This window comes from Pseudomonas sp. NBRC 111132 (genome assembly GCF_001320565.1).
In the GTDB taxonomy this organism is placed as follows: domain Bacteria; phylum Pseudomonadota; class Gammaproteobacteria; order Pseudomonadales; family Pseudomonadaceae; genus Aquipseudomonas; species Aquipseudomonas putida_P.
The window spans coordinates 1-26,153 of record NZ_BCBI01000037.1; the positions used below are offsets into that span (position 1 = coordinate 1).

The following is a 26,153-nucleotide window of genomic DNA, read 5'->3' on the forward strand; positions in this document are numbered from 1 at the left end:
CAGTGAGGACCTGCCGCTACATGACGAAAAAGATACCAGCTCTTCTCCCCGACCACCCCATGTATACCGACGCAGTGGATGCGATGAAGCAATACCACGAGGCGCAGGCTTCTGGCTCATCTGCCGAAGAGGTTGAGCGCCTGCGTCAAATCGCAGAATCACAATTTCGGGCTGTCAGCGAGTATCAGCTCAACGCTCTGGGATATCAGTCTCGTCGTCCGCACTGAAGGGATAACCGATCCGGAGGTAGCTTCAGAATCCATCAAGCCAAGCGGAAGACTCACGACGCGGTCCGATTGATCAGCGAGACGGTCGGGAGGGTTTGCACACAGCCCCAAAAAAAAAGGTTCTTCACGGAATCCCGGGAAAGACAGAAACAAGAACGCCGGTTTGATGGATGATGTTCGTGCGAGCAAACACATCAACAAACCGGCGTTCTTGTGCACGATATTAATACGTTTCTGCCCTTTTGGGAGGGCTTTTCTGTCATTGCCATCAGGCCTGACGGCGACGATCTGCTGATCGACCTGATTCCGCAGCCCACTAGGTTCCCCACCTGCAGCGGCTGCCATCAGCCCAGCACCGCCATCCACGAATACTGCCAGCGTTCGATCCGTGATCTCCCCATTCTTGGCCATGCGGTACGGTTGAATGTGGAACTGCGGCGCGTTGGGTGTCGCGCATGCGGCAAGCGGATGGAGTCAGTCAGCTGGCTTGATCGCTATTCGCGTATGACCCAGCGCTTGGCCGAGGCCGTGATCCAGGCTTGCCAGCGGCTGCCTACCCTGCACGTCGCCGAGCTGTTTGACTTGCATTGGGACAGTGTGCGCTTGCTGGAGCGACGAGCTCTACAAGCCGCTCTAGAGAAGCTACCAAAGGCCCAGCCCAGGCGCCTGGTGATGGACGAGTTCGCCCTGTTCAAAGGCCATCGCTACGCCAGTGTGGTGCTGGACGCCGATACCCGCCGGGTGCTGTGGATTGGCGAAGGACGTAGCAGAGCGGCTGTCAGGCCCTTCTTTGAAGAGCTGGGGCCAGAAGGCTGTGCGCGGATCGAAGCAGTGGCGATGGACATGAACACCGCATTTGACCTGGAGGTACGCCAACACTGCCCTCAGGCACGCGTGGTCTACGACCTGTTTCATGTAGTCGCCAAGTATGGGCGCGAGGTGATTGACCGGGTACGGGTCGACGAAGCCAACCGTCTGCGCCATGACAAACCCGCGCGCAGGGTGATCAAGCAAGCACGCTGGCTACTGCTGCGTAATCCGGAAAATCTCAAGCGAGAAGATCAACAGGTGCACCTGAGGGATCTGCTGTCGGCTAACCAATCGCTGATGACGGTTTATCTGATGAAAGCAGAGTTAAAAGCGCTGTGGTCGCCCACCACCGCCTGGGGTTGGCGATCAGCCTGGAAGCAGTGGCTGCGTCTGGCTGATGAAAGCGCGATACCGGCACTGAAGCAGTTTGCTAAACGCCTGAAGGGATACTGGCGCGGCATCTTGAGCAGGGTGCGATGGCCAATGCATACGGGCCAGCTGGAAGGCATCAACAACCGGATCAAGGTGATCAAGCGGATGGCTTACGGCTACCGGGACAGCGAATTCTTTTTCATGAAGATCAAGAATGACTTTCCCGGCAATCCGTGAAGAACCAAAAAAAAGCAGCTCCCGAGAGCTGCTTTTTTCTTACTCCCCCTTTTTGTGCTTGTGGGGTTTCAGGTCCGGATGGTCCTTCTGCTTTTCAGGGGTGACTCGCTGCCTTTTGTCCGGAGTGCCATCTTCATTGGTGCGCTTTGGGCCTGGCTTGATGCTCATGCAAAACTTCCTTTTCCGCTTGGGTTGTTGAATGCAGCTATGTAATTAGTCCAGCTTCTCTCAGCTGTCAAAGCAGGCTGGTGCAGAACCGCCTGGCCGATGATCCGGTCCACATCGAACATTCAGAGGCCAGAATAAGAGCCTCCGACAAAGGGCTTACAAGGGGCAGTGAAATCCAGCGCTGAGCGATACGAAGACGTCTGGACGTTCATCATGCCGAGCACGGTGTGGAACAGGTTGTCGTGGCTCAGCGGTGACGTGGTTTGAGCTTTCAAACAACCCACGTTGACCTTTTCGCTCTTCGCGAGCGAGTCAGACATCCAAAGTACCAACGGCACCTTTGTTTGCTCGTCAGGAGCCATCGCGTAAGGCAGCCCGTGTAGATAGAGCCCACCCTCCCCCAGCGATTCGCCGTGGTCCGAAACGTACATCAGCGCAGTGTCGAACTTGGTGTTGGCCGCCAGGATATCGATGAGATTTGCAGTCACATAATCGGTGTAGAGGATTGAGTTGTCGTAGGCATTGACCACCTCCTCCTGCTTACATTTGTCGAGCTCGTTGGTCTCGCACACCGGTGCGAATTTCTTGAATTGCGAGGGGTAGCGCTTGTAGTAGGCCGGGCCGTGACTGCCTTTGTAGTGGAGCACCAGGACAGCATCGCCTTCCTGGCGCTTGATGAAGTCTTGCATCTCCGTGAGCAGCACCCCGTCCTTACACTCCTCGCTGGTGCACAGTTGGGAATCCGCGTGAGAGGCAGCCTTGTGGTTGGGAACCCTGTCGCAGACCCCTTTGCACCCCGAGTTGTTGTCAGTCCACATGACACTGATGCCAGCGCGTTGAAGCACGTCGAGCAGCCCTTCTCGGCTCTTGGCCAAGCCATCTTTGTACTGGGCCTTACCCACGTCCAGGAACATGCATGGCAGCGAGACCGCGGTAGCGGTACCGCAGGAGCTCACGTTCGTGAAGCTAATGACATTTCGCTTTTCTAGTTCCGGATTCGTTTCACGGGAGTAGCCGTTGAGGGAGAAGTTGGCGGAGCGAGCGGTCTCTCCTACTGCCAGTACCAGCAGCCTGGGTTTACGAGCCGCACCCTGTCGATTAACTACCGCATCAGTACCAATGGCCGTCAGCGTTTTAGGTGAGGCCAGCTGACGCTTCAGGTACCCATGGCCAGCCGCAAACAAGTTGGTAGGTACCAGAATCAGCCGGATCTCCCGATTGTTGCGCAGCAAGGAGGCATACGACTGGTACTGACTCAACGCGATGCCAGATAAGGTCAACAGAGCGAGCGACAGAGCAATGAACCTGCTGACCAAAGCTTTGGCCCAAGGCTTGCGCCGGAGGGGAACCCGGGCAATCAGGTAGACGGGCAACACCCCAACCATTGCGACCCAAAGACCGAGCTTCCAATTCAGCAGCTCGGTTGCCTCAGCGACGTCGGTCTCCACAACGTTGGTGAACATTGTGTAATCGATCACGATGCCGTAGGCATTCATGAAGTAACTCGCAAAAGACGCGCTGATCAGTACCAGGCACAGTATGGGTTTGGCCAGCCGCCCCCATGACAGCAAGCTCAGAACGGTAAACACCCATGCGAATACTATGACTGGGAGGCTAGCCGCTAGCTGCCAGTTCACTTCATCGGTTTTGAATACCAGCTTCCAGAGCACGTTCCAGAGCTCAGCGTTCGCGAATAGCAGTAACCAAAAAGTCACCAGGCCGATTAGCAAATTAGTACTGATGCCTTTCTGCCGCGCATTGCGAATAGCAAAGATCCATTTGCTTAACAGGGTGTGAACAATGGATTTGGAAGGTGTCATTATCAAACTCTGGAAGCTGCTTATCCATGGCGGTAGCTATGGAGTTAGCGGGAGCTACAAGGCAAACCGTCGACAGATGCTGAGCGATTGCGCAATGTGCGGAGCGTCAGAGGCCTTAGGCCCCTAGGCGTTGGGGACGCTTAGTATGTGTGAGGCATAGGGATAAAAAGAGAAATGAATCTCGCTGAGCGCATTATTTCCGGGACCTGATAACGACACGATGACCTCGGGATTACAATGCTGACAGAAATCCAATTACTGCTGTTTTGATTGTCATTGATCACGCTATGATCAAAATTAGGGGGATACTACCCACCAAAAGCAATGCTCCGCTCAGCTAGATAAATTTAATTTCACAAACAAAACGGTTTCGTTTTGTCGTAGGCTAATTTTGAACTTTCAATTCAACTTACAAGTCTTTCTCGCGAGCAGAATATTATTTTCAACTTTTGCTCGTTAATATGTCACCCATCAATGAGGGGCGAATACCATGAGCTTTTTCAAAAATATCCTGGGCGGGCACCATGGCCGTGGAAGCCACGGTGGAGGCAAGCACCACAGCGGGGGGCATGGGGCCGAGCAATATGATCGCCATGGCCGGCAGCAGGGCTGCGACGGCGGCAATCAGGTGTATGACGGCGGGCGCCCTGCCACTCCAGCCCCCATCGAAGATCTGCAGGGCTGCAGGCAGTGCCGGACGGCCAACGATCCGTCAGCACGCTTTTGTCTAAACTGCGGAACACCGCTATCGAGTGGTTGCACCGCCTGCGGCTCGCTGCTGAGTGCAGGAGCAAGATTTTGCAGTCAGTGTGGCCAAGCGACCCTCTAAGGCTAGGTAAACAGGAAGGCCAACGAGACCACAACCCTGCGCAAGGAGAAATACGTGGGTTCAAATCATGACCATGGCAGCGCTGCAGTACGCGAGGGGCATCAGAAGAAGCTAATCATGGCGCTCGCCTTGACTGGCAGCTTCATGATTGCAGAAGTGATCGGTGCGTGGATTACCGGCAGCCTGGCGCTGTTGTCGGACGCATCTCACATGTTCACAGATACTGCCGCCTTGGCGATCTCACTGATTGCACTTCAGATAGCCAAGCGGCCGGCGGATCAGAAAAGAACGTTCGGCTATGCGCGCCTGGAGATTCTGGCTTCGACGTTCAACGCCGTGCTGCTCTTCCTGGTGGCGATGTACATCTTGTATGAGGCCTACCAGCGCTTCTTCATGCCGGCGGAGATCGCTACCGGAGCGATGATGTGGATCGCAATCGCCGGCCTGATCATCAACCTAATTTCGATGCGCCTTCTGGCATCTGCGAGCAACGAAAGCCTCAACGTCAAAGGAGCCTACCTCGAAGTTTGGAGCGACATGCTCGGCTCGCTTGGCGTAATCATCGCGGCACTTATCATCCGCTTCACCGGCTGGACCTGGGTCGACACGATTGTCGCTGTGGCAATCGGCCTTTGGGTTCTGCCGCGGACGTGGCAGTTGCTTCGCGAAAGCCTGGGGATCCTCATGGAGGGTGTCCCGAGGGGGCTCGACGTTACTGCAATCGAGGCCACCATCCTCGACGTAGATGGCGTGACGGACGTTCATGACTTGCACGTGTGGGCTGTCAGCAGTGGCAGCAACGTGATGACGTCGCACGTAGTGGTTCGGGATTCTGCAGATGGGGATGCTGTGCTGGCGGCCGTCGTGGATGCTGTCAGCGATGCATTCGAAATCCATCACTGCACCATCCAGATCGAGCGGGCAGCTTTCCACGAGAGCGTTCCCTCGCCCTCGCACTGACCGATCGGTAAACACCATGCAAACACATCACCCTCCTGGCTGAGGGTGATGTTGCAAAAAAATGCGGTGAGGGATGCCGTAAACGGCAGGAGCGCTTCGAGGGGGTTGGTGAATGGCTTCGCCTGCCCTCGTCCACAACCTCCAGAAGGCTCAGCGATGGCCTGGATCATCAAGAAGTACCTACTCACTGCCGGTATAGTGATTCTCGTATCAGAGCTGGCGAAACGCAGCGACATGCTGGGCTGCTTGGTCGCCGCCCTATCCTTGGTCACGGTCTTGACGTTGGTCTGGCTCTATTTGGAGAACCAGAGCATGGAGAAGATCTCCAACCATGCTTGGTACACGTTCTTGTACGTGCTTCCGACCCTGCCGATGTTTATTGCTTTTCCATTGCTGCTACCTAAGCTCGGCTTTTGGCCGACACTGATCAGCAGCATTCTCATCACAATGGCCAGCTTCGGAGTCTTCACCATACTGCTGCGCCGGTTCGGCATTGAGCTTCTATGATCCGGTGGCCGCAGGGATCATCTTGATGAGTCTTAACGGCTATTAACACACTCGCCCTTCACCAGGTAGCGAACCATGTGCAGTTCGCCTTTCGAGTCTTCGTAGGTCATCATGCTTCTTACATTACCGCAGTACCGCACGCTGGGTGATACATACACCAACTTACCAACGTCCAGGTCCATGCCGTAGGCGTAGTCTTCTAGTTGAGGCATGGGCTTTTTTACGCGTTGAGCATAATCCGCAGTAGCCTCTCTAGCAGAACGCTCTATGCGTTGATTGATCTCCATACCGCTTTGGGCATTGGCTGTTAGTGATGTAAAGAGCATAAACACGGCGATCGCTGATACAGTAGTGTTCATAAGAAGTCCCTTAATAAAAAAGCGCCCGTAGGGGGGCGCTAAAATTCACCTACCAAAGGAGCGTATGGTTTACAGGTGAATGCACTGGCGCGAACAACTGCTCGATGCTCTTGCCAAGCCGCTTTGAAATGAGACAATTTCCAAAGCAGCGATACCTCTTCCGGTGCCTTTAAACTAGCAAAGGAGGCTAACACCAAGATGATCGTGCAATTACAATTTGGACATGTAATAGATTGTAAGATAATTATTCGAGAGAATATCGAGCCGCCACGTGAACTAATTTGCAGAAAGGCGCTGCGGTTTGCGGCCGTGCATGGGGTCTGCCTGCGTGGCGCCCTCGATCCAAGGCCAGTACCAGTCCTTGCAAGCTAACGACCGAAATGCTGCCTGTCCTGGCCGATTCCACCTGCCAGGCGAATCTGTCATACACCGCCGCAGGCCCCAGAATCCGCTATGCTTAGGGGTGGAGCCTGCATGACTGTCAGAAATCTTGCGGCTACATTACAAATTTGTAGGATTTCGCCGCGGCCAGCTTCTTCGCGTTAAGATTCAAGCGTCCTCAGGTGACCCGGCGTATGGACAGAGGTAGCGACTACCACATGCCATACCCTCAGCCAAACTTTCGAACAGCCTGCAACCATAATCTTGGCGGATTAGGCCAACTCCTTCCTCACACCTTGAGATAAGTTATGCGCGTTCTAGTTGTGGAAGACGAAATTAAAACTGCCGAATATCTTCAGCAGGGCCTATCCGAAAGCGGGTATGTCGTAGATATCGTGCACAACGGTGTAGATGCTCTGCACTTGTTCAACACTAATGTCTATTCGTTGGTCCTCCTGGACGTGAACCTCCCGGATATCGACGGCTGGGACCTGCTGGAAACCATCCGTAAGACCAGCCGGGTCCGCATCATCATGCTGACCGCCCGCGGACGCATCAATGACAAGCTCAAGGGCTTGGACGGCGGCGCGGATGACTACCTTGTGAAGCCATTCGAATTCCCTGAGCTGCTTGCTCGCATCCGTTCGCTGCAACGCCGTGGTGATGAGTTAGTCGAGAAGAGCTCGCTGAAAATTGCCGATCTGGAACTCGACTCCGTCCGCCATCGCGTCTTCCGCGGTGGCACACGCATCGATCTCACCACCAAGGAATTTGCGCTTCTGCACCTGCTCATGAGCCGAACGGGCGAAGCGCTGACTCGCTCTCAGATCATCTCGTTGGTCTGGGATATGAATTTCGATTGCGACACCAATGTCATCGATGTAGCCATCCGGCGCTTGCGCTCGAAGATCGATGACCCGTTTGAAACCAAGCTCATTCACACGCTTCGTGGCGTTGGGTACGTTTTTGAGGAACGCGCATGAGGCCATTCAGCCTGGCTGCAAAGCTGGGGTTAAAAGTTGGGTTGATGAGCGCAGCGTTGCTGCTTCTGTTCGCCACCTTTGGCTATCTGATGGTAGGCAAGGCTCTGGAAAGAAATGCCAGAGCAGACCTGGAAGTAAAGATGGCGGGGATGGCTCACAACCTGTCCACCATCCCGGACATCTCCGGCGTCAACGCGGATGCGCATCAGCTTGTCGATTTGGTCATGGGCCACAACAACCTGTATGTGAGCATATTCGATACCTCACAGAATCAGACTCCCCTGCTCTCGATTGGCTCGAAACAGGTCAATCTGGAGGTGCACAAGTTTCAGCCGGCGGCCCAGCCCAAAGAGCACGAATGGCGTGATACGCAGGACCGTCCTCTGCTGAGTGCTTCTCGAATCATGCGTTTGGGCGATGGAACAGAGGTCAGCGTCTATATGACCATGGACCAGTCATCCAGTGAGGCGCTGCTCGATGCGTTGCTGACCTGGGCCTTGATGATGTCCCCCGTCATCCTCGCACTGATCTTGGCCATTGGCTGGTGGACTGTGCGCAGAGGCCTGCTACCACTGACCAAGTTCCTCAAGATCGCCTCGAAAATCTCAACCGAGAGCCTCGACCATCGCCTTCCAACTGATGGGATGCCGGCAGAACTCAAAATGCTCGCCGACGGCATCAACATCATGCTGGCTCGCCTGGATGATGGGGTTCAGCAGCTCTCGCAGTTTTCTGACGACCTTGCTCACGAACTTCGAGCACCGCTTTCCAACCTGATGGGCAAGGCCCAGGTTGCCTTGACCAGAGAACGATCGCTTTCCGAGTACCGGGAGGTTCTGGAGTCGTGCACAGAAGAGCTGGACCGCATGAGCCGCATGGTTTCCGACATGCTGTTCTTGGCCCAGGTCAGTCATCCAGCATCAATGGTGGAGTTCGAATCCGTCTCCTTGGTCGACGAGGTTCAGCGAGTGTGCGATCTCTTCAGCATTTCAGCAGAAGAAGGCGAGATTCAGCTGCAGATCTCCGGCAGTGATGACGTGGTGCGCGGGAATCGCCTGATGGTTCAACGTGCCGTCTCGAATCTGGTCTCGAACGCGATCCGTTACTGCCCTCGCGGCCGCACGGTCTACGTTAAGGTGCAGCATAGTGCGAGCGGTACGACGTTGAGTGTCGGCAACCCCGGCCGTGGTATTGCCAAGGAACACCACGCGCACTTGTTTGAGCGGTTCTACCGTGTGGACAAGAGCCGAGCACGGAGCGAAGGCGGTACCGGTCTTGGCTTGGCCATTGTGCAGTCGATCATGAGTCTGCACCAGGGATCGGCGAGCGTGGAGGTGACCGAAGAAAACTTCACCTGGTTCCACCTTCACTTTCCGGAAGCCCAGCAAATGCAGCCGGCAATGACCGCCGCTTAAATTGCGCAGACACGATTAGGCCCGTCAATCGACGGGCCTTTTGTTTGCCTCAATGCATCAGTGCCGAAGGACCACAGGGTCCATGGGCGACCGCAGAATCACCGACTTAATAATCTTCTGTTCGTCAGGATTGGCGTTTTTCCACAGGTGTGAGAAGTACTGAGCATTCACTTTCTCTTGAGCACTTACGCTGCCGGCGGCATCGATCAGGCGCATGGTCGAGTAGACACAGATCAGCGCCAGAATGAAGAACGCCGTGGCGACCACCATCACATAACGCTTGGCCAGCACCGGTGCCCGCTTGAGCTCCTGGATAGAGGCGTCCGCCGCCTTTGTCGCTGCTGTAAGCTCCGAGATCAGTGGCTGGATGGCGGTGTCGACTCCGCGGCATGCAGCTGAATACGCTGATGCAGCGGCGCGCAAGGCAACCTCCTCCGCGTTCGACCAAGCCTTCTCCGCCTTTCGCACCTCCTCCTGAATCTGCCGGCCGACAGCGTCCACCTGCTCCACCAGTTCGTTCGACCTCTCCAGAACAGCGCTGGAGGTGCGCGTCTGCGAGGTCAGCTCATCGAGCTGGACAGTGAGTTTTTCAGTGCAGCGGCGAAAGTCACCGATAGCAACTGCCCAGGGCTCTATGTCATTCATGGCTATCTCCTAGGGCGGCCAACAACGCCGCGCTGAATTAACGCGCTAGATATCAAAATTGTAATTTAAGAGAAAATTCGAAGTCGCCCTCGACAGTGCCGAGATAGACATGATCCTTCCAGATTTGAAGATTTAACGCATCCTATCTGCAGCCAAAATTACGGAATTGTAATTATTGACTCACCTTGTCGTTAGCTTCGCGTTCCTAAACTACAAACCAACAAAGGCCGCTAATCAGGTTGGCCTAGTATGAACCGAGGTTCACAATGAAATTTGTCAAATCTATCGCTATTGGCAGCCTGCTGCTGGGTCTCATGGGTACCGCTTACGCTGAAGGCGGCTTCGAGCGAACGAAACAGTTCAACGAGAACTTCCGAACCGAACAGGCTCGCCTATGGAGCGATGACTCTTCGGACCAGAACAAACAACAAGTCGCTCAAGAGCAAAAGAAAGAAAGCAAGGATGGTAAGGAACAAGCCGACAATTAATCGGCGGTTAAATAGGACTTCAAATGACGAAAGAAATCGACAAAAAAGCCAGGGTAAAACCTGGCTTTTTTGTGCTTGGAATTTAGCCTTCGTTCTTGCGAGGCGTTTCCGCATTGCTTTCTCCGGCCAGACCCTCGGCACCTTGTGCGGGGCGTTTCCAATGGCACAGCAGGAGCTGGCTGGCGTTCGCTTCGGTGATCGATGTGCAAGCTAGATCAGCGGGCAGACCATCCTTGCTGTCTCGCAAGCGCCTGGACAGATAGAACGAGCCATCCCGCGGCCACTTGGCAGGATCCTTGATGTTCTCGGACTTCCCGCTGCTGTAAAACTCCGACGAGTATGAGCGGCGGCCAGGATAGATCAGGGGAGCGGAATGAGCAGACTGCACATTGAGCCAGGCTTGAACCACATCCCGCTGATTCTGAGGGCGCTCCTCTAGTACCCCGGCGTAGATGATGCCCGCACCGATGATTGGCAACACCAATGCGCTCGCAGCGGCAGCCCAGGTGGTCTTCGGGCCAACTTCGCTGACCCGTGCAGACAGCAGCAATGCCCACGCTGGCAGCGCGGGTAGCAGGTAGGTCCACAGAATGTTGCCTGCAAATGTGAAGAAGACCGGTGTCGCCAAGGCCCACAGCCAGAGGTAGGCTTTGAAGCGCTGCATCGATCCACGCTTGCGGATCAACAGTGGTAGAAACAAGGCCCATGGCAGTAGCGACAATCCGAGCTGGATCCAGATGCTGCCGTACGGCTTGGCATGAGCACTACCATAGAGGTCCCCTGCCCAGTTACTGACGACGTAGCGGCTCCAGTGCTCACCAACGAAGAAGTACTCCATGAAGCCGGGCGTTTTCATCTCGGCCGCGACATACCATGGCACGGATATACCGAACATGAGTACAAGGCCGCTAATCCAGGGAAGCCTCAGTACCCGTCCCCATTCCTTGTAGATAACGAACCAGGCGAATGCCGGCGCCCCCATAAGCACCAGGGTCAGCGGCCCTTTGGCAAGCAAGCCCAGCCCGAGACCTGCGAACATCAGGTAGGCATCCGCCTTGCTGGCGCACTTCATCCAACGCCAGAAACCGTAGCTGGCCAGCAGAATCGAGAACGACAAAACAGGGTCAGTCAGCACAACACCGCTGGAGACCAGGCCAAGTGTGGTGCTGGAAAAAATAATGGCAGCCCAGATGCCGGCGTTACGAGAAATCTGCTGCGTGCCGAGTTTGATGATGATGAAACAGCTTGCCAGGTGGAGTAGCCACGCTGGGAAGCGCGCAGCGAACTCGTTAACGCCGAAGACCGTCATGCTCGCGGCCTGGGTCCAGAAGGACAACGGAGGCTTGCCCCAGAACGGTACCCCGTAGTCGAACATGGGCGTGATCCAGTCATTCAACTCGACCATCTTGCGAGCCATTTCAGCGTAACGGGCCTCAGATGTGTCCATCAGCGGGTAGATGCCCAGCCCCACCAAACGCAATAGCAAAATCGAACCCAGGACCCACCACAGCGTCCTCTCGTTCTTCAGGTTCAGCATTTCTTACCCTCGATCGAAGCCATCGAAGGGTGGAGTGACACGGGATCTGCCTTGTTGCTGTGCTTCAGGAAATAGAGAGGCCGGCGCTTCACTTCCGCGAGTGTCACGCCCAGGTACTCCCCCACCATGGCGACACCGACGCACATGAATGAAGCCATTCCGACGATCAGGTGATGGATGTCGAAACTGCCTGCCACAAGCGACGCAAGCATGTAGCAGATGCTGGAGACGAAAAGACCGAAACTGATGAGGCTGAAAATGCGCAGTGGTTTGCGAGAGAAGCTGACGATGCTCTCGATGGCCAGATTGAACAGGCCAGCTGCATTCCATTTGGTGCTCCCGGCATGGCGAACAGTGCGATTGTAGGGCAGTTCGATGGTACGAAAGCCTACCCAGCCGATCATGCCTTTGAGAATCCTGGAGCGTTCATCCAGGGCCCGCAGGGCTGCCAGCGGCGCAGGCCCAATCAATCGGAAATCGCTGACATCGGCCGGCATGTCCACCTTCTCCACCAGGCGCTGCATGACCCAGTAGTAAGCCCGGGCACTCATGCGCTTGAACCACGAATCACCGATTCTCAGGTTGCGCTGCATGTTCACCACGTCGTAGCCGCGTTGCCAGTAGTCCACCATGGCCGCGATGAGCTCTGGTGGATCCTGCAGGTCGACATCAATGAAGATCAGCGCACTGCCACGGGCATGGTCTATCCCGGCGCTCAGTGCAGCCTCTTTGCCGAAGTTGCGACTCAGGGACAGGCAACGTACAGATGACCCATCCTGATAGTGGCGAAGAATGTCGGCCGTCCGGTCATTACTGCCGTCGTCGACATAGAGGATTTCGCAGGAGACGGGTAAGCGCTTCACCACGCGGGTGATTCGCTGGTGGAACTCGGGGATGGTTTCCTCTTCCTGGAAGCAAGGGACCACGATGGTTAACAAGGGATCAGGGCGCTCGGGAAAGCGATGTAATGTCTGCATGATTGAATGTCCAAAAACGATGTGCAATGAATCCAAGTGCAGTGAGGCTTAAGGTCACTACGACTTGGGAGATGAGCGGTGACAGATTCGACTTGATGAGGAACCACATACCCACGCCATTGCCGAAGTTTGTGGTTAACGCGACCAGTGCAAACCTGACAGGCTGAAACTTACGAGAGCCATCTGCCACAAAACAGAGCGCCCTATTTCCAATGAAGCTCGCGATTGCGCCAACCATGCCGCCACAGATACTGGCCAGTAACGGAGTAACGAATTCTGTCGTAACCAGCAATAGGAACACCGCATAATGGACTCCCGTTGCTATGAAGCCGATCCCCAGATAACGAATCAGTAAGGTAGTAAGAGGTGGGGTTTGATTTTCCATGCCCAAAGCCTATGGAGGCAAAGGTGAAAAAATAGTGAACTAAATGTAAATGCGTAATTAGCCGAATCTATATATGGTAAGTAACAAGTCGGCGCACTAGGCTAGCACGCTACAATATCAGAGGGATTGCCTGAAAATTACGCTTTCGAAATAAAAGCCTTCCGATAACGCATGCATGACCCGTGGATTACAATGTTGACAAGATAAGGAAACACCGGGTGGCATTGAGATAGATTCCCCGAATTAAGGGGGACCTAATGGTTACACAAAATGAAACATATACAAGCAGCGTTGTTCCTTACAGCCCTGACATATTGGATGATTTGCCAATTGATGATCAGCTGGCCGTAGAGTTTTTCGCAACAGCACGTTGTGCCAGTTTCAAACAGGCTGCCCGAGGGCTCAATGTGCCAGTGGTAGGCCTGCGGAAACGCTTGGAGAAACTGGAAGAGCACATTGGTGCTCCCGTGTTTGTCTACAAACACAACAAGCTTGCCCTGACCCGCACAGGCGAGAGGGTCAGCCATTACCTGTGCCAGCTCTTCGGCCCAGACGGCCTTGGCAAGTCCGGTGAAAAGGAAGTCCCCAGGCTTACCATCGCGATCACAGAGCCAGTGCTGAACGACATCGTAAACCGCGATCTAGTCGCCTACGTGCGTGATCATGCCGAAATGCAGCTGGAAATCCATTCAGAATGCACAACGCAGATGCTTTCTGAGTGTGAAGTCGATGTGGGTATCGCTTTGGTGAGCCCAGATGATAAAGGCGCGCTTGATCGCCATCCTACGTATAGGTTTGAAAGGCTTGGCCGGATTGGGCACGCCCTGTTCATTTCCAGCCGCTATTCAAGAAGCGTCACCCTTCCAGTGGAGAGCTTGGATTTGCACAACTTCATGCTCGTTGTCCCTTGGGATGAAGAGATCTTGGCGGGCTCACGAAAGTGGGCATCGATAATGGCTGAGCATCAGGGCGGTACCACTCGGGTCAAGAGCTACAACCTATCACGAGGCCTTGTCGTTGGCGGTGCGTGTATTGGAGTGCTGCCCGACTACAGCCGAAAACTGGAGAGAAATATCCTACCCGTGCCGGGTTTCCTGGACGACCTGGAGGAGAAAGATGTCTATCTTGTTATCAAAACGAAGCTTGTCCGCAATCCGCAGGTTTTGGAAATTCGAAGATTGATCAAGAAGAGCTTCTTTGATAAGAAGGACTGGCTTGTTCGGTAACAGTTTTGTTAGGTTTCAAACTCCTCCGTTAACACTACAGAAACACAACTGTCATATTCGCTTGCAACCTAGTCAGAGTGCTTAGAACAAAGGCATCTTGTTACAGCGGGTGACAACCGTGGCCTGCTCCCATCTGCAAGATAAATTTAGGCCGGCGCAGGGCGAAATATAACGTCGGTAGCTAAGCACTTAACATACGAGAGGCAAGCAATGATCCGTTCTTCGAACATGCGGGAAAAGCTGTTGGCTGCCGCAATAATAGGCACATTTTCCTCGCAAGCATTCTCCGGAACAGTAACCACTGACGGAGCTGACATCGTTCTGAAGACCAAGGGCGGTCTTGAAGTATCGACTTCTGACAAGGAATTCAGTTTCAAACTGGGCGGCCGAGTTCAGGCCGACTACGGCCGTTTCGATGGTGTCTTCACCAAGAATGGCGATACCGCTGACGCAGGCTACTTCCGTCGCGCCTACCTTGAGCTCGGTGGCGTGCTGTACCGCGACTGGAAGTATCAGCTCAACTACGACCTTTCCCGCAACACGGGCAACGACTCCGACGGCTACTTCGACGAAGCCAGCCTGACCTACACGGGTTTCAAGCCGGTGCAACTGCGCTTTGGCCGTTTCTACACCGACTTCGGTCTTGAGAAAGCCACCAGTTCGAAGTGGACCACCGCCATGGAGCGGAACCTCTCGTACGACCTGGCGGACTGGATCAACGACAACGCCGGCATGGGTGTTCAAGCCACCAGCACCATCGCTGACATGGCTTATGTTTCCGGTAGCGTTTTCAGCGAAACCAATAACAACTCGGATGGCGACAGCACCAAGCGCTACAACGTACGTGGCGTGTTCGCACCGCTGCACAGTGATGGCAACGTCCTGCACGTCGGTGCTCAGTACGCTTACCGCGACCTCAAAAACAGTGCGGTCGATACCCGGATTCGTTCGCGTCTGGGCGTCCGCGGTGTAGATACCAATGGCGGCGGCGATGCCGGCACCAACGGCAACCGCATGCTGTTTGGCGGTGCTGCTGCACAAGATGGCCTGTGGAAGGACGACTCGGTCTGGGGTCTCGAAGGTGCCTGGGCCACCGGCCCGTTCTCGGTTCAAGCGGAATACCTTCGCCGCAAGCTGAAAGCTGACCAGGCCAACAACGACATGAAGGCCTCCGGTTACTACGCCCAGATGGCTTACACCCTGACCGGCGAGCCGCGTATCTACAAGCTCGATGGTGCCAAGTTCGACACTATCAAACCAGAGAACAAGGAACTGGGGGCCTGGGAAGTCTTCTACCGCTTTGACGATATCAAGGTCGAAGACGGCAACCTGGTCACCGCGGCGGACCAATCGAACGAGCGCAAGGCCAAGAGCCACACGGTGGGTGTGAACTGGTACGTCAACGAGGCGGTGAAAGTCAGTGCCAACTACATCAACGTGCGCACCGACAACAACGAGAACACCGTGGGCGACGACAGCGGCAATGCCATCGTGACCCGCCTGCAATACGTCTTCTGATCCCTCTCATCAGTCTGACGTGAGAAAGCCGGAAGCGCTCAACGTGCTTCCGGCTTTCCTGTTTCTGGAGGTGATCAAGCATGGAGCGCCCTCCTCCTACCTGCTTTCGCTTACCGATGACCGCTCTTGCCAAAGCTCGGCGAATCTGATGTGATTGCCGCGTCGGGCTTTGCATGGTGGCCGTGCAAGCAAATCAAACCTGACTCCTATTCATGATTGAACCTGATTCGACGTCCAGCTTCGCGTCTAACGGCCCTACAAGCGCAGCTACCCCAACGTCGCTCATTAGGGGATAGTCATGTCTGCAAAAAAGCTGCTTCAACCTCTCGCTGCTCAGCTGCACGCCTCGTTCTCGGCTTCTGGCCGCCCGTACTCTCATCTGCACCTCCACCAGCTGTTCCACGCGGCCATCGGCTCCGTTGCACCGCAAGTTGCCATCCAAGACAAGCTGCCAATTCAGGTCTGTCGTGACAACGAGACACGGCAGTACAACCTCTACGCGGCGGTCGAGCGGGCGAAAACGTGCTTAGGATTGACCGATCTTCAAGCAGTCGGTGTGGCTGAAGAAGTCATTGAGGTGCTACGAACTGCGGGAATCGGCGTGAACCAGGTTCGCCTGCTCCTTGACCCCTCCTTCAGCTCGAAGACTCGCAAAAAGGCCTTCAAGGCTCTCTGCAAGAACCTGGATCTGAACGAGCTAGGCGATCGCTTCGTCCCCAAGACTGCCACGTTGGCCATCGCTGCTGGTATTGCGCCGCCTCCCAAAATGTCGTGGAAGGATCGCTTCGCCCTGGCTGCAAATTCCCCCATGCGGGGGCCAAGCGAGCTCATCAGCATGGTCAACCGGGATGAGTGTTATCTGTGGGTATTCCCACCGACTGACCATCATGCGACGGCTCCAGCGACGCATGACCGTTTCTTTGGTGAAAAGACCCACCCGAGCGCAGAAATGGGCATGGGGTTCAGCATCATCGATTCCGGCTGGACCCGCCCCAAGTACCCGCTATCCAGGCAGTCACAAGAGACCTTCATCCAGTATTCGCTTTCTGCGCCGATGTGGTCCTGGCGCGCACAAAGTGACACCTGGCGCCTGGGAAACATCCTGCGTTCAAGAATCCTTGACGGGGCTCCTTGGCATAACGAGCCTCTGAGTGACGTGCTTCCGAGCGGCCTTAAATCCCTGCCCCGGATCTATGGGTGCGAAACCTGCCGAACGCTGTTCATTGAGAATCACAGCGACTACCCGGATGTACCCACTCAGTGCCAATGCGGTGAGGCGAGCAGCACGGGTGACCAAAACGAGTCATCTGCTCTCAATAGCTGATTTTCCTTACGGTGGCGGGCTGAGCCCCCCGTTAGGGATTGGCTATGGGAGCGGGATTCGCTCACCCCAAACCTGAAGGCGCCGCCACCTAACCGAGCGATATGAGCTGAATGCTCGCGGAGTAGATATGCAAAAGAGTAAAAACAAACAGGACACCCTGGCGGCGATCAATGCGCTTGTCGAGATTGCGTATGATCAGGGATTTGCGGACGGACACGGAGTCGGCAATCAAGTCGGTTTCGTAGCCGGTGTCATGAGCCTCAAAGCTGCATTGGCCTGCGGCTTACGGCATGGCTCACCTGAGTGCGGAAAGGCCCTTGAAAGCCTCAAGCGCATCGGGATCGACGAGTGAGAGAAAAGTACGGGTCGTGCGCTGATCGCGCACGACCCGTACTTCTACTTCAGGTCATTTCCCTGCTTAGCTTCATGATTGAAGCTCAGGGATCAGGTGCTTCTGCGGTAGGCCAACAGGCGCAAGGCGTTGAAGACGACCAACAGTGTGGAGCCCTCATGGATCGCAACAGCGGCACCAATGCTCAAGCCCATGATGGTGGACGGAACCAGGATGGCCACAATCCCCAAGCTGACGAACAGATTCTGGTGGATGATCGATCGCGTGTGACGGCTCAGCCCCACCGCAAATGGGAGTTGCCTGATGTCGTCAGCCATAAGCGCGATATCAGCCGTTTCCAGGGCAACATCAGATCCAGCAGCCCCCATTGCGATACCAACGCTCGAACTGGCCATGGCAGGGGCATCATTGACGCCGTCACCCACCATGGCCACCTTGGCGCTAAGGCGCAGGTTTTTGATGGCCTTGACCTTGTCTTCCGGCATCAGGTCTCCCCACGCTTCATCTAAGCCAACTTGTTTGGCTACAGCCTCTGCAACGCGGTTGTGGTCTCCAGAAATCATGACCATGCGTTCGATGCCCATCTCTCTAAGCTTCTGGAGTGCCTCTTTGGCCCCCTCCCGGGGTGTGTCCAATAGCCCGATAGCGCCCAGATCCTTGTCAGCACGCCGTACCACCATGGTGGTACGGCCTGACTGACGTAGACGCTCCGCAGCCTCCAGGGCTGCCTTGCTGAGTGCGGGAATACCATTGGTACCGAACATCTCGACCTTGCCAATCCAGACGAACTGCCCATCAAGCTCAGCACGCACGCCGCGGCCAATCATGTTGCTCATGTTCTTGGCTTGGAATCGGCGCCGTGTGCCAATCATCTCTTCACCGTCACGCACAATTGCCGCAGCCAGCGGATGGTCGCTCATCGACTCCACAGCGATGGCGACGTTTAGCAGATCCTCGATCTGCGTGCCGCCTATGGGTATTACATCGGTGATACGTGGGCGCCCTTCGGTCAGGGTACCGGTCTTGTCGAATGCCATGGCATTCAATGATCCAAGCTCTTCAAGTGGCGCACCGCCCTTGATCAGCACGCCACCTCGGGCTGCCCTGGCGATGCCAGAGAGAATGGCGCTTGGTGTAGCGATCGCGAGCGCGCAGGGGCTGGCTGCAACCAGTACGGCCATCGCCCGGTAGAACGAGTCACGGAACGGCTCGTCAAGGAAAATGCCGGCAAATAGCAGCCCGACTACCAGCAGTAAAACCAACGGGACGAATATGCGTTGGAAGCGGTCCGTGAATCGCTGGGTCGGTGACTTCCTGACTTCGGCTTCACTGACCATCTTGATGACCCGCGCCAAGGTACTCTCCGTAGAGCGCCGTGTTACCTCAACCTCGATGAGCGTTTCGCCATTGATGGTACCGGCGAAGACTTTCGAGGCTGCATCCACTGCATCTGGCTTGCTGCGTGCGAGTTCGGCATCAGGAACAGGTTGCTTGTCCACGGGGACGCTCTCACCGGTTACTGGCGCCTGGTTGATACTTGAGGAGCCTACGACTACAAAACCATCGGCCGGCAGGCGGTCATTGGGGCGCACGATGACAACGTCACCGGGAACCAGCAGCTCCACGGGCATCTCCACCGTGCCATTTGCTCTGCGTACGATCGCGGTGGCTGGTGCGAGCTTGGACAGTGCCTCAATCGCTTTCTTGGCCCGCCCCATCGCGTAGCTTTCAAGGGAATGCCCCAGACTGAACAGGAACAGCAGCAGAGCCCCCTCCGCCCAGGCGCCGATGCTCGCGGCACCGACTGCGGCGAGAAGCATCAGCGAGTCGATCTCGAAGCGTTTCTGACGGATGTTGGTAACCGCTTCCTTAGTGGTGAACCATCCACCGAACACGTAGGCCGACACGTACAGAATCAGAGGCAGACGATCAATCAGGCCAAGTTTTCCTGCGAGAGCTCCGGCACCCAGGAGAGCACCACAGATCAGCGCGAAAATCAGCTCTGTGTTCATTCCAAAAATGCCGCCATGCTCATGGCTATGACCTTCATGCCCGGCTTGGTCATCAGGGCGTTCAAGCAAACTCTTCATAACTCGTCCCTTCTGGGGTCAAGGCTTCCAATTGCCCTCTGCAGTTGGGGAGCCGTCTCTGTTGGTTGGCTAAGATCTATTGCACGGTTTGCCCGAGCCCAGGCGTTAACATTTCGAAGCTATGGGGTATCGGGCGTAATAAAAAATGCCAGGCACTGCCTGGCATTTATGAATTCTCTAATTGTTCTGTTCAAATCGTTTACTACTTGTTGTTGATGCATTGCGAATACATCGAGTAACGAACAGTCTTGAGCGTGCCCTGGGAGTCCTCGAAGGTCATCAACCGTGGATAGACCTGGCAGGTACGGGGGTCCTGCGACTGACGTACGAATTTCGCAACGTCTATCTTCATGCCATATTTGTAATCCTGAATCTCTGGCATTGGCTTGCCATTTTTCTCCGCGTACTTGGCCACTGCGGTCTGGTGTTCCTTGGTGTATTGAAGCTGCTTGCTCTCGGAGAAAGTGTTGGCCTGCGAAGCCACCGAGAAAACAACAAGTGCAGCAGCGATAATTAGCTTTTTCATAAAACCCTCTCAATTTCAAAACTTCTCGGGCGTAACCTTAGCAATGCATAGGCATCACCGGCATGACGAGAAACTTACAATTTTGAAAGGTAAGTGCATCTACTTCACTTTAAACAAAAAAGCCCACAACACGTGTTGTGGGCTTCTCTTTAGCGGAGGCTGTTAGCTAACCACTTCGGCCTCGTCGCCGTCTTCATCCTTGCGGTGTGCCCAGTGATACAGGGCAGGCAGTACCAGCAAGGTCAGTGCGGTGGAGGACAGGATCCCGCCAATCACCACCGTCGCCAATGGCCGCTGAACTTCGGCACCGGTGCCGGTGGCCAAAGCCATCGGGATGAAGCCCAGGGACGCTACCAAGGCTGTCATCAGAACAGGTCGCAGACGGGTCAATGCACCTTCATCGACTGCCTGTCTGAGCGTTCGTCCCTCCTCCCTTAGCCCGCGGATGAAGGCAATCATCACCAGGCCGTTCAGTACTGCAACGCCGGACAGTGCAATGAAGCCGACACCTGCCGAGATCGACAGTGGGATGTCCCGCAGCCACAACGCCACAACACCACCGGTGAGTGCGAATGGAATACCGGTGAAGACCAGCATGCCGTCCTTCAGGTTGTTGAACATCAGGAACAACAAGGTCATGACCAGCAGCAAGGCGACTGGAACAACGATCTGCAGGCGTTTGGCAGCCGACTGCAGCTGCTCGAACTGGCCCCCCCAAGTCGTCCAGTAGCCCGCAGGGATTTGCACCTTCTTGTCCAGCGATGCGGTCGCCTCCTCAACGAAGGACCCCAGATCGCGGCCTCGAACGTTGGCGCTGACGATAACCAGACGTTTGCCGTTCTCGCGGCTGATTTGGTTCGGGCCCAGTTGCAGGTCCAGATTGGCGACCTGGGACAGCGGGATGAAGCCGATCTGATTGGCACCCTGTGCCGCATTGGCAGGTACCGGGATCAGCAAGCTGGACATACCCGCTACGTCGGTGCGAACGGTCTCTGGTAGGCGTACTACCATGTCGAACCGACGGTCGCCCTCATACAGCGTGCCGGCCTGACGGCCACCCACGGCGATAGCGATCGAGTTCTGAACATCCGCGATGTTCAGGCCGTAGCGTGCTGCTTTTTCGCGGTCAATGTTGATGGTCAGCACCGGCAGGCCGGATGTCTGCTCAACTTTCACTTCCGATGAGCCCGGGACCGCTTTGAGCGCTGCCGCGATCTTGTTGGCGGTGTTGTTGAGCACGTCCATGTCATCGCCGAAGACTTTCACAGCGACGTCACTACGCACGCCCGAAATCAGCTCGTTGAAACGCAGTTGGATTGGCTGCGACAACTCGTAGTTGCTTCCTGGAACACCCGCTGCGGCCTTCTGCACTTCAGCAATCAGCTCATCACGAGGCTTCTTCGGGTTAGGCCACTGATCCTGAGGCTTGAGCATGATGTAGGCGTCAGAGGCGTTCGGCGGCATCGGGTCAGATGCAATTTCTGCGGTACCCGAGCGTGCGAACATCCGCTCAACTTCAGGCACCTGCGCAATCACCGCTTTCTCCAGACGCTGCTGCATCTCGACAGATTGAGTGAGGCTCGTTCCAGGCACACGCATGGCCTGCATCGCAAAGTCACCCTCACTGAGGCTTGGGATGAACTCGCTACCCATACGACTTGCCAGCAAACCACTGAGCACGACCAAGGCTACTGCGGCCGAGAAAGCGATGTTCCGATGTCCCAGCACCCATTGCAGAACCGGTTCATAGCGCAGTCGAGCTGTGCGCATGACCACGCCTTCCTCTTCCTTCACCTTGCCAGTGACGAACATGGCAATAGCTGCAGGAACAAAGGTAACGGACAGGACCATTGCACCCAGCAGCGCCATCACAACGGTGAAGGCCATCGGGTGGAACATTTTGCCTTCGACGCCGGTGAGGGCGAAGATCGGCAGGTACACCACCATGATGATCAGCTGACCGAAGATCAGCGGCCGGCGAGCTTCTCGCGCCGCGGCAAAGACCTCGTGGAAGCGTTCGGTTTTGGTGAGCATGCGGCCATGCTTATGTTGCGCATGAGCCAGTCGACGGATCGCGTTTTCTACAATAACCACGGCACCGTCGACGATGATGCCGAAGTCGAGTGCCCCCAAACTCATTAAGTTGGCACTGACCTTGTTGTTGAACATGCCTGTGAAGGTGAACAGCATGGACAGCGGAATCACCATCGCGGTGATCAGAGCCGCACGGATGTTGCCGAGGAACAGGAACAGAATGGCGATAACCAGGATCGCGCCTTCCACCAGGTTCTTCTTCACCGTCGCGATGGCTTTTTCAACCAGGTTGGTACGGTCGTAAACAGTCACAGCCACCACGCCCTTTGGCAGGGTGCGGTTGATGTCCGCCAATTTGGCGGCGACAGCTTGAGATACGGTGCGGCTGTTTTCACCAATCAGCATGAACACGGTACCGAGCACGACTTCGCGGCCGTTCTCAGTAGCAGCACCTGTACGGAGCTCTTTACCGATGCTGACGTCAGCAACGCTGCTGATGCGAATCGGTGCACCATCCACACTGGTGATCACGATGTTGGCGATGTCTTCGATATTGCCTACCTGACCCGGTGCACGGATGAGCAACTGTTCACCATTACGCTCGATGTAGCCGGCACCGACGTTGGCGTTGTTACTTTCCAACGCTGCGACCAGGTCATTGAGTGTCAGCTTGTAGGTAGCCAGGCGCTTTGGATCCGGCGCAACCAGGAACTGCTTGGCATAACCGCCGATGGTATTGATCTCGGCCACACCCGGGACGTTACGCAGCTGAGGCTTGATGATCCAGTCCTGGATCACGCGCAGGTCGGTCGGGGTGTACGGCGTACCGTCCTCTTTGACCGCGCCATCTTCGGCTTCAACAGTCCACAGGAAGATCTCGCCGAGGCCGGTAGATACCGGACCCATGACGGCCTCTACACCTTCTGGCAGCTGTTCCTTCGCAACCTGCAGCCGCTCGTTGATCAACTGGCGGGCAAAGAAGATGTCAGTGCCATCCTTGAAGATCACGGTGACCTGAGACAGGCCAGAGCGAGACAGGGAACGGGTCTGCTGAAGGCCCGGGAGACCGGCCATGGCCGTTTCAACTGGAAACGTGATCCGTTGTTCGGTTTCCAAGGGCGAGTAACCAGGCGCTGCAGTGTTGATCTGCACCTGGACGTTGGTGATATCGGGTACCGCATCGATGGGCAGCTTTTGATAGCTGTAGATACCGATACCCGCCATGATCAGAACGGCGATCATTACTACGATGCGCTGCTCGATGGCGAATCTGATGATACGTTCAAACATGAGAAATCATCCTGTCAGTTCGCATCAGTGACCGTGTTCGGCAGAAGCTTTGCCGAGCTCGGACTTGAGTGTGAAGCTGCCACTGGTTGCTACCTGGGCGCCGGCTTCAATACCGTCGATGATTTCCACGTACCCATTGTCGCGGCGACCCAGTTTTACCGGGCGGGTGTCAAAGCCATCTGGGGTGCGTACGAATACCGAAGGTTTGTCTTCAACGGTCTGCACAGCGTGCTCAGGGACCGCTACGGCAACTCGATCGGTCTGGGAGGTGACCGCAATGTTTACGAACAGGCCTGGACGCCAGGCGCCGTTGGGGTTGGTCAAGGTGACGCGGACAGTAGCTGCACGGTTTTGCTCGCCCAGCAGGCTGCCGACATAACCCACCTTCCCTTCGACCTCGACGTTCATGTCAGGCGAAGAGACTTTCACTGCACGGCCAGTCGTGACCTTGCCCAGATCTGTCGGCGGAACTGCGAAGGTCGCCCAGACCTGATTCAGGTCGGAAAGGATGAAGGCGTTGGTCGCCTCGCTGACGACTTCGCCGACGGTCAGGTGTTTCTCCACTACCACGGCGTCGAAGGGAGCGCGGAGCTCGTAACGATTACCGCCAACGGAGTTAACCGAGGCACCGATTGCGCCGACCTTCTGCTTGGCGTTGGCCAAGGAGATCTCCGCTTCTTGCAGCGCTTGGCGTGCTTGGAGGTAGTCTTGCTCTGCAGAGATCTTGTCCTGCCACAGTTGCTTCTCACGTTCGAAGGTCACACGCGCCAGTTCGACGCGACGCTGTGCGGCCTGTTGTTCGCTGCGCAGGTCAGAGATCTGCTGGCTGGCGATTACCGCGAGGACTTGCCCTTTCTTGACCGTCTCGCCCAGGTTGGCCTGGACAGCCTCAACAACGCCAGGAACACGAGGAACCACGTGGGCAGTACGATCTTCGTCGAAGCGAATTTCGCCAGGGAAGCTCACGACGGTACCGAGGTCACGAGGCGCTGCAGCTTCCAGGGCAACACCAGCGGCCTTGATCTGTTCAGCGCTGAGCGTCAGCTTGCCCTCTTCTTCACCGCCCTCTTCGCTGTGGCCTTCTTCACCATGGCCCTCATCACCTTCCTCTTTGGCGGCAGATGCGGCTTTCTTTTCGTCGCCATGGCCATCGTTAGCGCCATGCTCGGCAGTACTGGCGGCCTGCTGTCCGGAACTGTTGTTCCAGGCAAGGCTGCCAAATCCGAGGGCTGCCACAGCGGCTACCGCGAGGGCGATCTTGCGTTTGTTATCCATTGCTACTCCTGCTGATCGTAGGCACCGGCTTGTTCAAGGCTGTGTGCCGAAGAAAATGTTTGGCCCGTTCAGCGAGTGCCGGCGGTTGAGCCGACTTCGCCATAAACCCTTTCCACCTGCGCACGCGCATTGGTCGCCGCTGCCAACGATTCGAGGTATTGGCCACGAGCGACGATCAAGGTGCGCTGGGCATCCAGCACTTCGATGAAACCGAATTTGCCCATCTCGAAGCCGCGGGTTGCGGTCTCTACGGCTTGTTGGGCTGAAGGCAGAATGGTCTTGTCGTAGGACTCGACCTCCTGCATGGCGGTGGACCATTGGTTCAACGCGGTTTGGGTTTCGGTGCGCAGGCGCAGCTCAACAGCATTGCGCTGGTCCCGGGCCTGATCTGCACGACGAGAAGCGGAAAGAATGTTGCCCTGGTTACGATCGAACAGCGGCAAAGGCATAGACAGGCCCACAGTGTTGACCCGCTCGCGCACAGAGCGGTCGTACTGGCTACCTACACTGACAGTAAGGTTCGGGATACGCTGAGCTTTCTCTGAGCCGAGCGAGGCATCGCTCTTGTCTATCTGCACCACGGCCTGACGCATTTCTGCTGTTTGGTCGAGCTTAGCCAGCAGATCTTCAGTGCGAGGTGGCAAGCCCGGGGAGAGGGTTGGCGATTCGAGTCGATCAAACACGGTGACTGAGCTCCCGGTAATTTGAGCGAGCTGTTGGTAAGCGGTCGCTTTTTCCGTTTCTGCACGTCGAACTTGCAGCTGGGCTTCGGCCAGTTGCACTTGAGCGCGGGTCGCCTCCACTGGGGACGACTTACCTGCGCGAACACGGCCATCGACGATGCGAAGACCGCGCTCAGTCAGTTCGAGAGATTGCTTGGCCAGGTCGAGACCTGTCTGGGCCCGCAACGCGGCGTAAAAGGCTTGGACGACATCTGCACGCAGGCCGTTAACGCGACGGTCTAACTCAAGCTGTGCGGCGGTCTGCCCGTATGTGGCGACGTCAACACGAGCCCCCCGCTTACCGCCCAGCTCAAGGGTCTGGCTGAGAGAGACAGTCGTCTGGCTGGTGTTACGACGGGTGTCTTCCACGTCATACGAGATTGTGGGGTTGGGGATAAGCCCGGCCTGCTTGCGAGCACCATCAGCGATCCCAATTTCTTGCCTGGCCGCGGCCAGGTCTGGGTTGGCATCCATGGCCGTCGAAAGCGCCTGGGGCAAGCTGATGCTTTGGGCAAGGGCTGCAGGCGCCATCAACCCAGAGATGACTGCACAGAGTGCAGCGATCTTCCAGGGCGAGACGGGGGTCTTGGGTAAGACATTGCGGTTATACCGGGGCACTTTGATGGTCCTCGTGCACAAACTTCGATAAAGCTTGGCGAGAACGCCGAAACAGCTGCCAAGCCCCACTTGATTAGG

24 protein-coding genes are annotated in these 26,153 nt (G+C 56.0%); 12 read left to right on the plus strand and 12 right to left on the minus strand.

All coding sequences use genetic code 11. From position 1 onward, the window contains the following. The first annotated feature begins 20 nt into the window (after positions 1 to 20). Both APH35_RS17785 and APH35_RS17790 read left to right on the plus strand, forming a co-directional pair. Positions 21 to 227, plus strand: a complete 207-nt coding sequence (locus APH35_RS17785; RefSeq protein ID WP_011953104.1) for a hypothetical protein — start codon at positions 21 to 23, stop codon at positions 225 to 227. Between the two features lie 213 nt (positions 228 to 440). After that, the gene (locus APH35_RS17790) at positions 441 to 1,646 is read left to right on the plus strand and encodes an ISL3 family transposase (protein ID WP_082425822.1); all 1,206 of its coding nucleotides are present in this window, start codon (positions 441 to 443) and stop codon (positions 1,644 to 1,646) included. Between the two features lie 39 nt (positions 1,647 to 1,685). Here APH35_RS17790 and APH35_RS29435 read toward each other — a convergent pair whose 3' ends face one another. Further along, a complete protein-coding gene (locus APH35_RS29435) occupies positions 1,686 to 1,814 on the minus strand; it encodes a hypothetical protein (protein ID WP_003253468.1) in 129 nt (42 codons plus the stop codon). Between the two features lie 122 nt (positions 1,815 to 1,936). Continuing rightward, the gene (locus APH35_RS17795; protein ID WP_003298414.1) at positions 1,937 to 3,634 is read right to left on the minus strand and encodes a phosphoethanolamine transferase; all 1,698 of its coding nucleotides are present in this window, start codon (positions 3,632 to 3,634) and stop codon (positions 1,937 to 1,939) included. A gap of 490 nt (positions 3,635 to 4,124) precedes the next feature. Between APH35_RS17795 and APH35_RS28430 the strand changes: the two genes are divergently transcribed. From APH35_RS28430 to APH35_RS17810, 3 genes are all read left to right on the plus strand, one after another. Further along, on the plus strand, positions 4,125 to 4,463 hold the full coding sequence (locus APH35_RS28430; protein WP_082425824.1) for a zinc ribbon domain-containing protein: 339 nt from the start codon (positions 4,125 to 4,127) through the stop codon (positions 4,461 to 4,463). 54 nt (positions 4,464 to 4,517) lie between these two features. After that, complete coding sequence (locus APH35_RS17805; RefSeq protein WP_060515210.1) at positions 4,518 to 5,423, plus strand: cation diffusion facilitator family transporter; 906 nt, start codon at positions 4,518 to 4,520, stop codon at positions 5,421 to 5,423. A gap of 156 nt (positions 5,424 to 5,579) precedes the next feature. Then, the gene (locus APH35_RS17810; protein WP_060515211.1) at positions 5,580 to 5,930 is read left to right on the plus strand and encodes a DUF3147 family protein; all 351 of its coding nucleotides are present in this window, start codon (positions 5,580 to 5,582) and stop codon (positions 5,928 to 5,930) included. A 32-nt stretch (positions 5,931 to 5,962) separates the two neighbouring features. Here APH35_RS17810 and APH35_RS17815 read toward each other — a convergent pair whose 3' ends face one another. Beyond that, complete coding sequence (locus APH35_RS17815; RefSeq protein ID WP_009395890.1) at positions 5,963 to 6,289, minus strand: DUF2790 domain-containing protein; 327 nt, start codon at positions 6,287 to 6,289, stop codon at positions 5,963 to 5,965. Between the two features lie 689 nt (positions 6,290 to 6,978). On the opposite strand from APH35_RS17815, the gene APH35_RS17820 reads away from it, so the two are divergent. Together APH35_RS17820 and APH35_RS17825 are read left to right on the plus strand one after the other, a co-directional pair. Continuing rightward, entirely contained in the window at positions 6,979 to 7,653 is a 675-nt protein-coding gene (locus tag APH35_RS17820; RefSeq protein WP_009395889.1) for a heavy metal response regulator transcription factor, read from the plus strand. Beyond that, positions 7,650 to 9,068, plus strand: coding sequence for a heavy metal sensor histidine kinase (locus tag APH35_RS17825; protein ID WP_010951441.1), 1,419 nt, complete (start codon positions 7,650 to 7,652; stop codon positions 9,066 to 9,068). Before APH35_RS17820 ends, APH35_RS17825 begins: the two co-directional genes overlap by 4 nt. A gap of 57 nt (positions 9,069 to 9,125) precedes the next feature. Here APH35_RS17825 and APH35_RS17830 read toward each other — a convergent pair whose 3' ends face one another. Further along, complete coding sequence (locus APH35_RS17830; RefSeq protein ID WP_010951442.1) at positions 9,126 to 9,713, minus strand: hypothetical protein; 588 nt, start codon at positions 9,711 to 9,713, stop codon at positions 9,126 to 9,128. A gap of 266 nt (positions 9,714 to 9,979) precedes the next feature. Here APH35_RS17830 and APH35_RS17835 point away from each other — a divergent pair, with 266 nt between their 5' ends. Further along, entirely contained in the window at positions 9,980 to 10,201 is a 222-nt protein-coding gene (locus APH35_RS17835; protein ID WP_010951443.1) for a hypothetical protein, read from the plus strand. 82 nt (positions 10,202 to 10,283) lie between these two features. Here the strand turns inward: APH35_RS17835 and APH35_RS17840 are convergent, their stop codons facing one another. The 3 genes from APH35_RS17840 to APH35_RS28435 are packed head-to-tail and all read right to left on the minus strand — an operon-like array spanning position 10,284 to position 13,100. Further along, entirely contained in the window at positions 10,284 to 11,738 is a 1,455-nt protein-coding gene (locus APH35_RS17840; RefSeq protein ID WP_010951444.1) for a phospholipid carrier-dependent glycosyltransferase, read from the minus strand. Then, entirely contained in the window at positions 11,732 to 12,715 is a 984-nt protein-coding gene (locus APH35_RS17845) for a glycosyltransferase family 2 protein (RefSeq protein ID WP_010951445.1), read from the minus strand. Before APH35_RS17845 ends, APH35_RS17840 begins: the two co-directional genes overlap by 7 nt. Beyond that, positions 12,681 to 13,100: a GtrA family protein gene (locus APH35_RS28435; protein WP_010951446.1), complete on the minus strand. Its 420-nt coding sequence runs from the start codon at positions 13,098 to 13,100 to the stop codon at positions 12,681 to 12,683. Before APH35_RS28435 ends, APH35_RS17845 begins: the two co-directional genes overlap by 35 nt. 257 nt (positions 13,101 to 13,357) lie before the next feature. Here APH35_RS28435 and APH35_RS17850 point away from each other — a divergent pair, with 257 nt between their 5' ends. The 4 genes from APH35_RS17850 to APH35_RS17865 all read left to right on the plus strand — a co-directional run bounded on the left by APH35_RS17850 (position 13,358) and on the right by APH35_RS17865 (position 17,520). Next, entirely contained in the window at positions 13,358 to 14,326 is a 969-nt protein-coding gene (locus APH35_RS17850) for a LysR family transcriptional regulator (protein ID WP_011953108.1), read from the plus strand. A 210-nt stretch (positions 14,327 to 14,536) separates the two neighbouring features. Then, on the plus strand, positions 14,537 to 15,844 hold the full coding sequence (locus APH35_RS17855) for an OprO/OprP family phosphate-selective porin (RefSeq protein WP_009395904.1): 1,308 nt from the start codon (positions 14,537 to 14,539) through the stop codon (positions 15,842 to 15,844). 298 nt (positions 15,845 to 16,142) lie between these two features. Further along, complete coding sequence (locus APH35_RS17860) at positions 16,143 to 17,168, plus strand: hypothetical protein (protein ID WP_011953109.1); 1,026 nt, start codon at positions 16,143 to 16,145, stop codon at positions 17,166 to 17,168. A 127-nt stretch (positions 17,169 to 17,295) separates the two neighbouring features. Then, entirely contained in the window at positions 17,296 to 17,520 is a 225-nt protein-coding gene (locus APH35_RS17865) for a hypothetical protein (RefSeq protein WP_010951451.1), read from the plus strand. Between the two features lie 92 nt (positions 17,521 to 17,612). Here the strand turns inward: APH35_RS17865 and APH35_RS17870 are convergent, their stop codons facing one another. The 5 genes from APH35_RS17870 to APH35_RS17890 all read right to left on the minus strand — a co-directional run bounded on the left by APH35_RS17870 (position 17,613) and on the right by APH35_RS17890 (position 26,075). After that, complete coding sequence (locus tag APH35_RS17870) at positions 17,613 to 19,610, minus strand: heavy metal translocating P-type ATPase (RefSeq protein ID WP_010951452.1); 1,998 nt, start codon at positions 19,608 to 19,610, stop codon at positions 17,613 to 17,615. Between the two features lie 202 nt (positions 19,611 to 19,812). Next, positions 19,813 to 20,136, minus strand: coding sequence for a DUF2790 domain-containing protein (locus APH35_RS17875; RefSeq protein WP_003253432.1), 324 nt, complete (start codon positions 20,134 to 20,136; stop codon positions 19,813 to 19,815). A 162-nt stretch (positions 20,137 to 20,298) separates the two neighbouring features. Further along, positions 20,299 to 23,460, minus strand: a complete 3,162-nt coding sequence (locus APH35_RS17880) for a CusA/CzcA family heavy metal efflux RND transporter (protein ID WP_010951454.1) — start codon at positions 23,458 to 23,460, stop codon at positions 20,299 to 20,301. 24 nt (positions 23,461 to 23,484) lie between these two features. Next, positions 23,485 to 24,735: an efflux RND transporter periplasmic adaptor subunit gene (locus APH35_RS17885; RefSeq protein ID WP_010951455.1), complete on the minus strand. Its 1,251-nt coding sequence runs from the start codon at positions 24,733 to 24,735 to the stop codon at positions 23,485 to 23,487. 68 nt (positions 24,736 to 24,803) lie between these two features. Then, on the minus strand, positions 24,804 to 26,075 hold the full coding sequence (locus APH35_RS17890; RefSeq protein WP_010951456.1) for a TolC family protein: 1,272 nt from the start codon (positions 26,073 to 26,075) through the stop codon (positions 24,804 to 24,806). Positions 26,076 to 26,153 lie beyond the last annotated feature (78 nt).

Coding starts and splice junctions, on each gene's coding strand:
- APH35_RS17785 (WP_011953104.1), top strand. CDS start 21: ATGACGAAAAAGATACCAGCTCTTCTCCCCGACCACCCCATGTATACC.
- APH35_RS29435 (WP_003253468.1), bottom strand. CDS start 1,814: ATGAGCATCAAGCCAGGCCCAAAGCGCACCAATGAAGATGGCACTCCG.
- APH35_RS17795 (WP_003298414.1), bottom strand. CDS start 3,634: ATGACACCTTCCAAATCCATTGTTCACACCCTGTTAAGCAAATGGATC.
- APH35_RS28430 (WP_082425824.1), top strand. CDS start 4,125: ATGAGCTTTTTCAAAAATATCCTGGGCGGGCACCATGGCCGTGGAAGC.
- APH35_RS17810 (WP_060515211.1), top strand. CDS start 5,580: ATGGCCTGGATCATCAAGAAGTACCTACTCACTGCCGGTATAGTGATT.
- APH35_RS17815 (WP_009395890.1), bottom strand. CDS start 6,289: ATGAACACTACTGTATCAGCGATCGCCGTGTTTATGCTCTTTACATCA.
- APH35_RS17820 (WP_009395889.1), top strand. CDS start 6,979: ATGCGCGTTCTAGTTGTGGAAGACGAAATTAAAACTGCCGAATATCTT.
- APH35_RS17825 (WP_010951441.1), top strand. CDS start 7,650: ATGAGGCCATTCAGCCTGGCTGCAAAGCTGGGGTTAAAAGTTGGGTTG.
- APH35_RS17830 (WP_010951442.1), bottom strand. CDS start 9,713: ATGAATGACATAGAGCCCTGGGCAGTTGCTATCGGTGACTTTCGCCGC.
- APH35_RS17835 (WP_010951443.1), top strand. CDS start 9,980: ATGAAATTTGTCAAATCTATCGCTATTGGCAGCCTGCTGCTGGGTCTC.
- APH35_RS17840 (WP_010951444.1), bottom strand. CDS start 11,738: ATGCTGAACCTGAAGAACGAGAGGACGCTGTGGTGGGTCCTGGGTTCG.
- APH35_RS17845 (WP_010951445.1), bottom strand. CDS start 12,715: ATGCAGACATTACATCGCTTTCCCGAGCGCCCTGATCCCTTGTTAACC.
- APH35_RS28435 (WP_010951446.1), bottom strand. CDS start 13,100: ATGGAAAATCAAACCCCACCTCTTACTACCTTACTGATTCGTTATCTG.
- APH35_RS17850 (WP_011953108.1), top strand. CDS start 13,358: ATGGTTACACAAAATGAAACATATACAAGCAGCGTTGTTCCTTACAGC.
- APH35_RS17855 (WP_009395904.1), top strand. CDS start 14,537: ATGATCCGTTCTTCGAACATGCGGGAAAAGCTGTTGGCTGCCGCAATA.
- APH35_RS17860 (WP_011953109.1), top strand. CDS start 16,143: ATGTCTGCAAAAAAGCTGCTTCAACCTCTCGCTGCTCAGCTGCACGCC.
- APH35_RS17865 (WP_010951451.1), top strand. CDS start 17,296: ATGCAAAAGAGTAAAAACAAACAGGACACCCTGGCGGCGATCAATGCG.
- APH35_RS17870 (WP_010951452.1), bottom strand. CDS start 19,610: ATGAAGAGTTTGCTTGAACGCCCTGATGACCAAGCCGGGCATGAAGGT.
- APH35_RS17875 (WP_003253432.1), bottom strand. CDS start 20,136: ATGAAAAAGCTAATTATCGCTGCTGCACTTGTTGTTTTCTCGGTGGCT.
- APH35_RS17880 (WP_010951454.1), bottom strand. CDS start 23,460: ATGTTTGAACGTATCATCAGATTCGCCATCGAGCAGCGCATCGTAGTA.
- APH35_RS17885 (WP_010951455.1), bottom strand. CDS start 24,735: ATGGATAACAAACGCAAGATCGCCCTCGCGGTAGCCGCTGTGGCAGCC.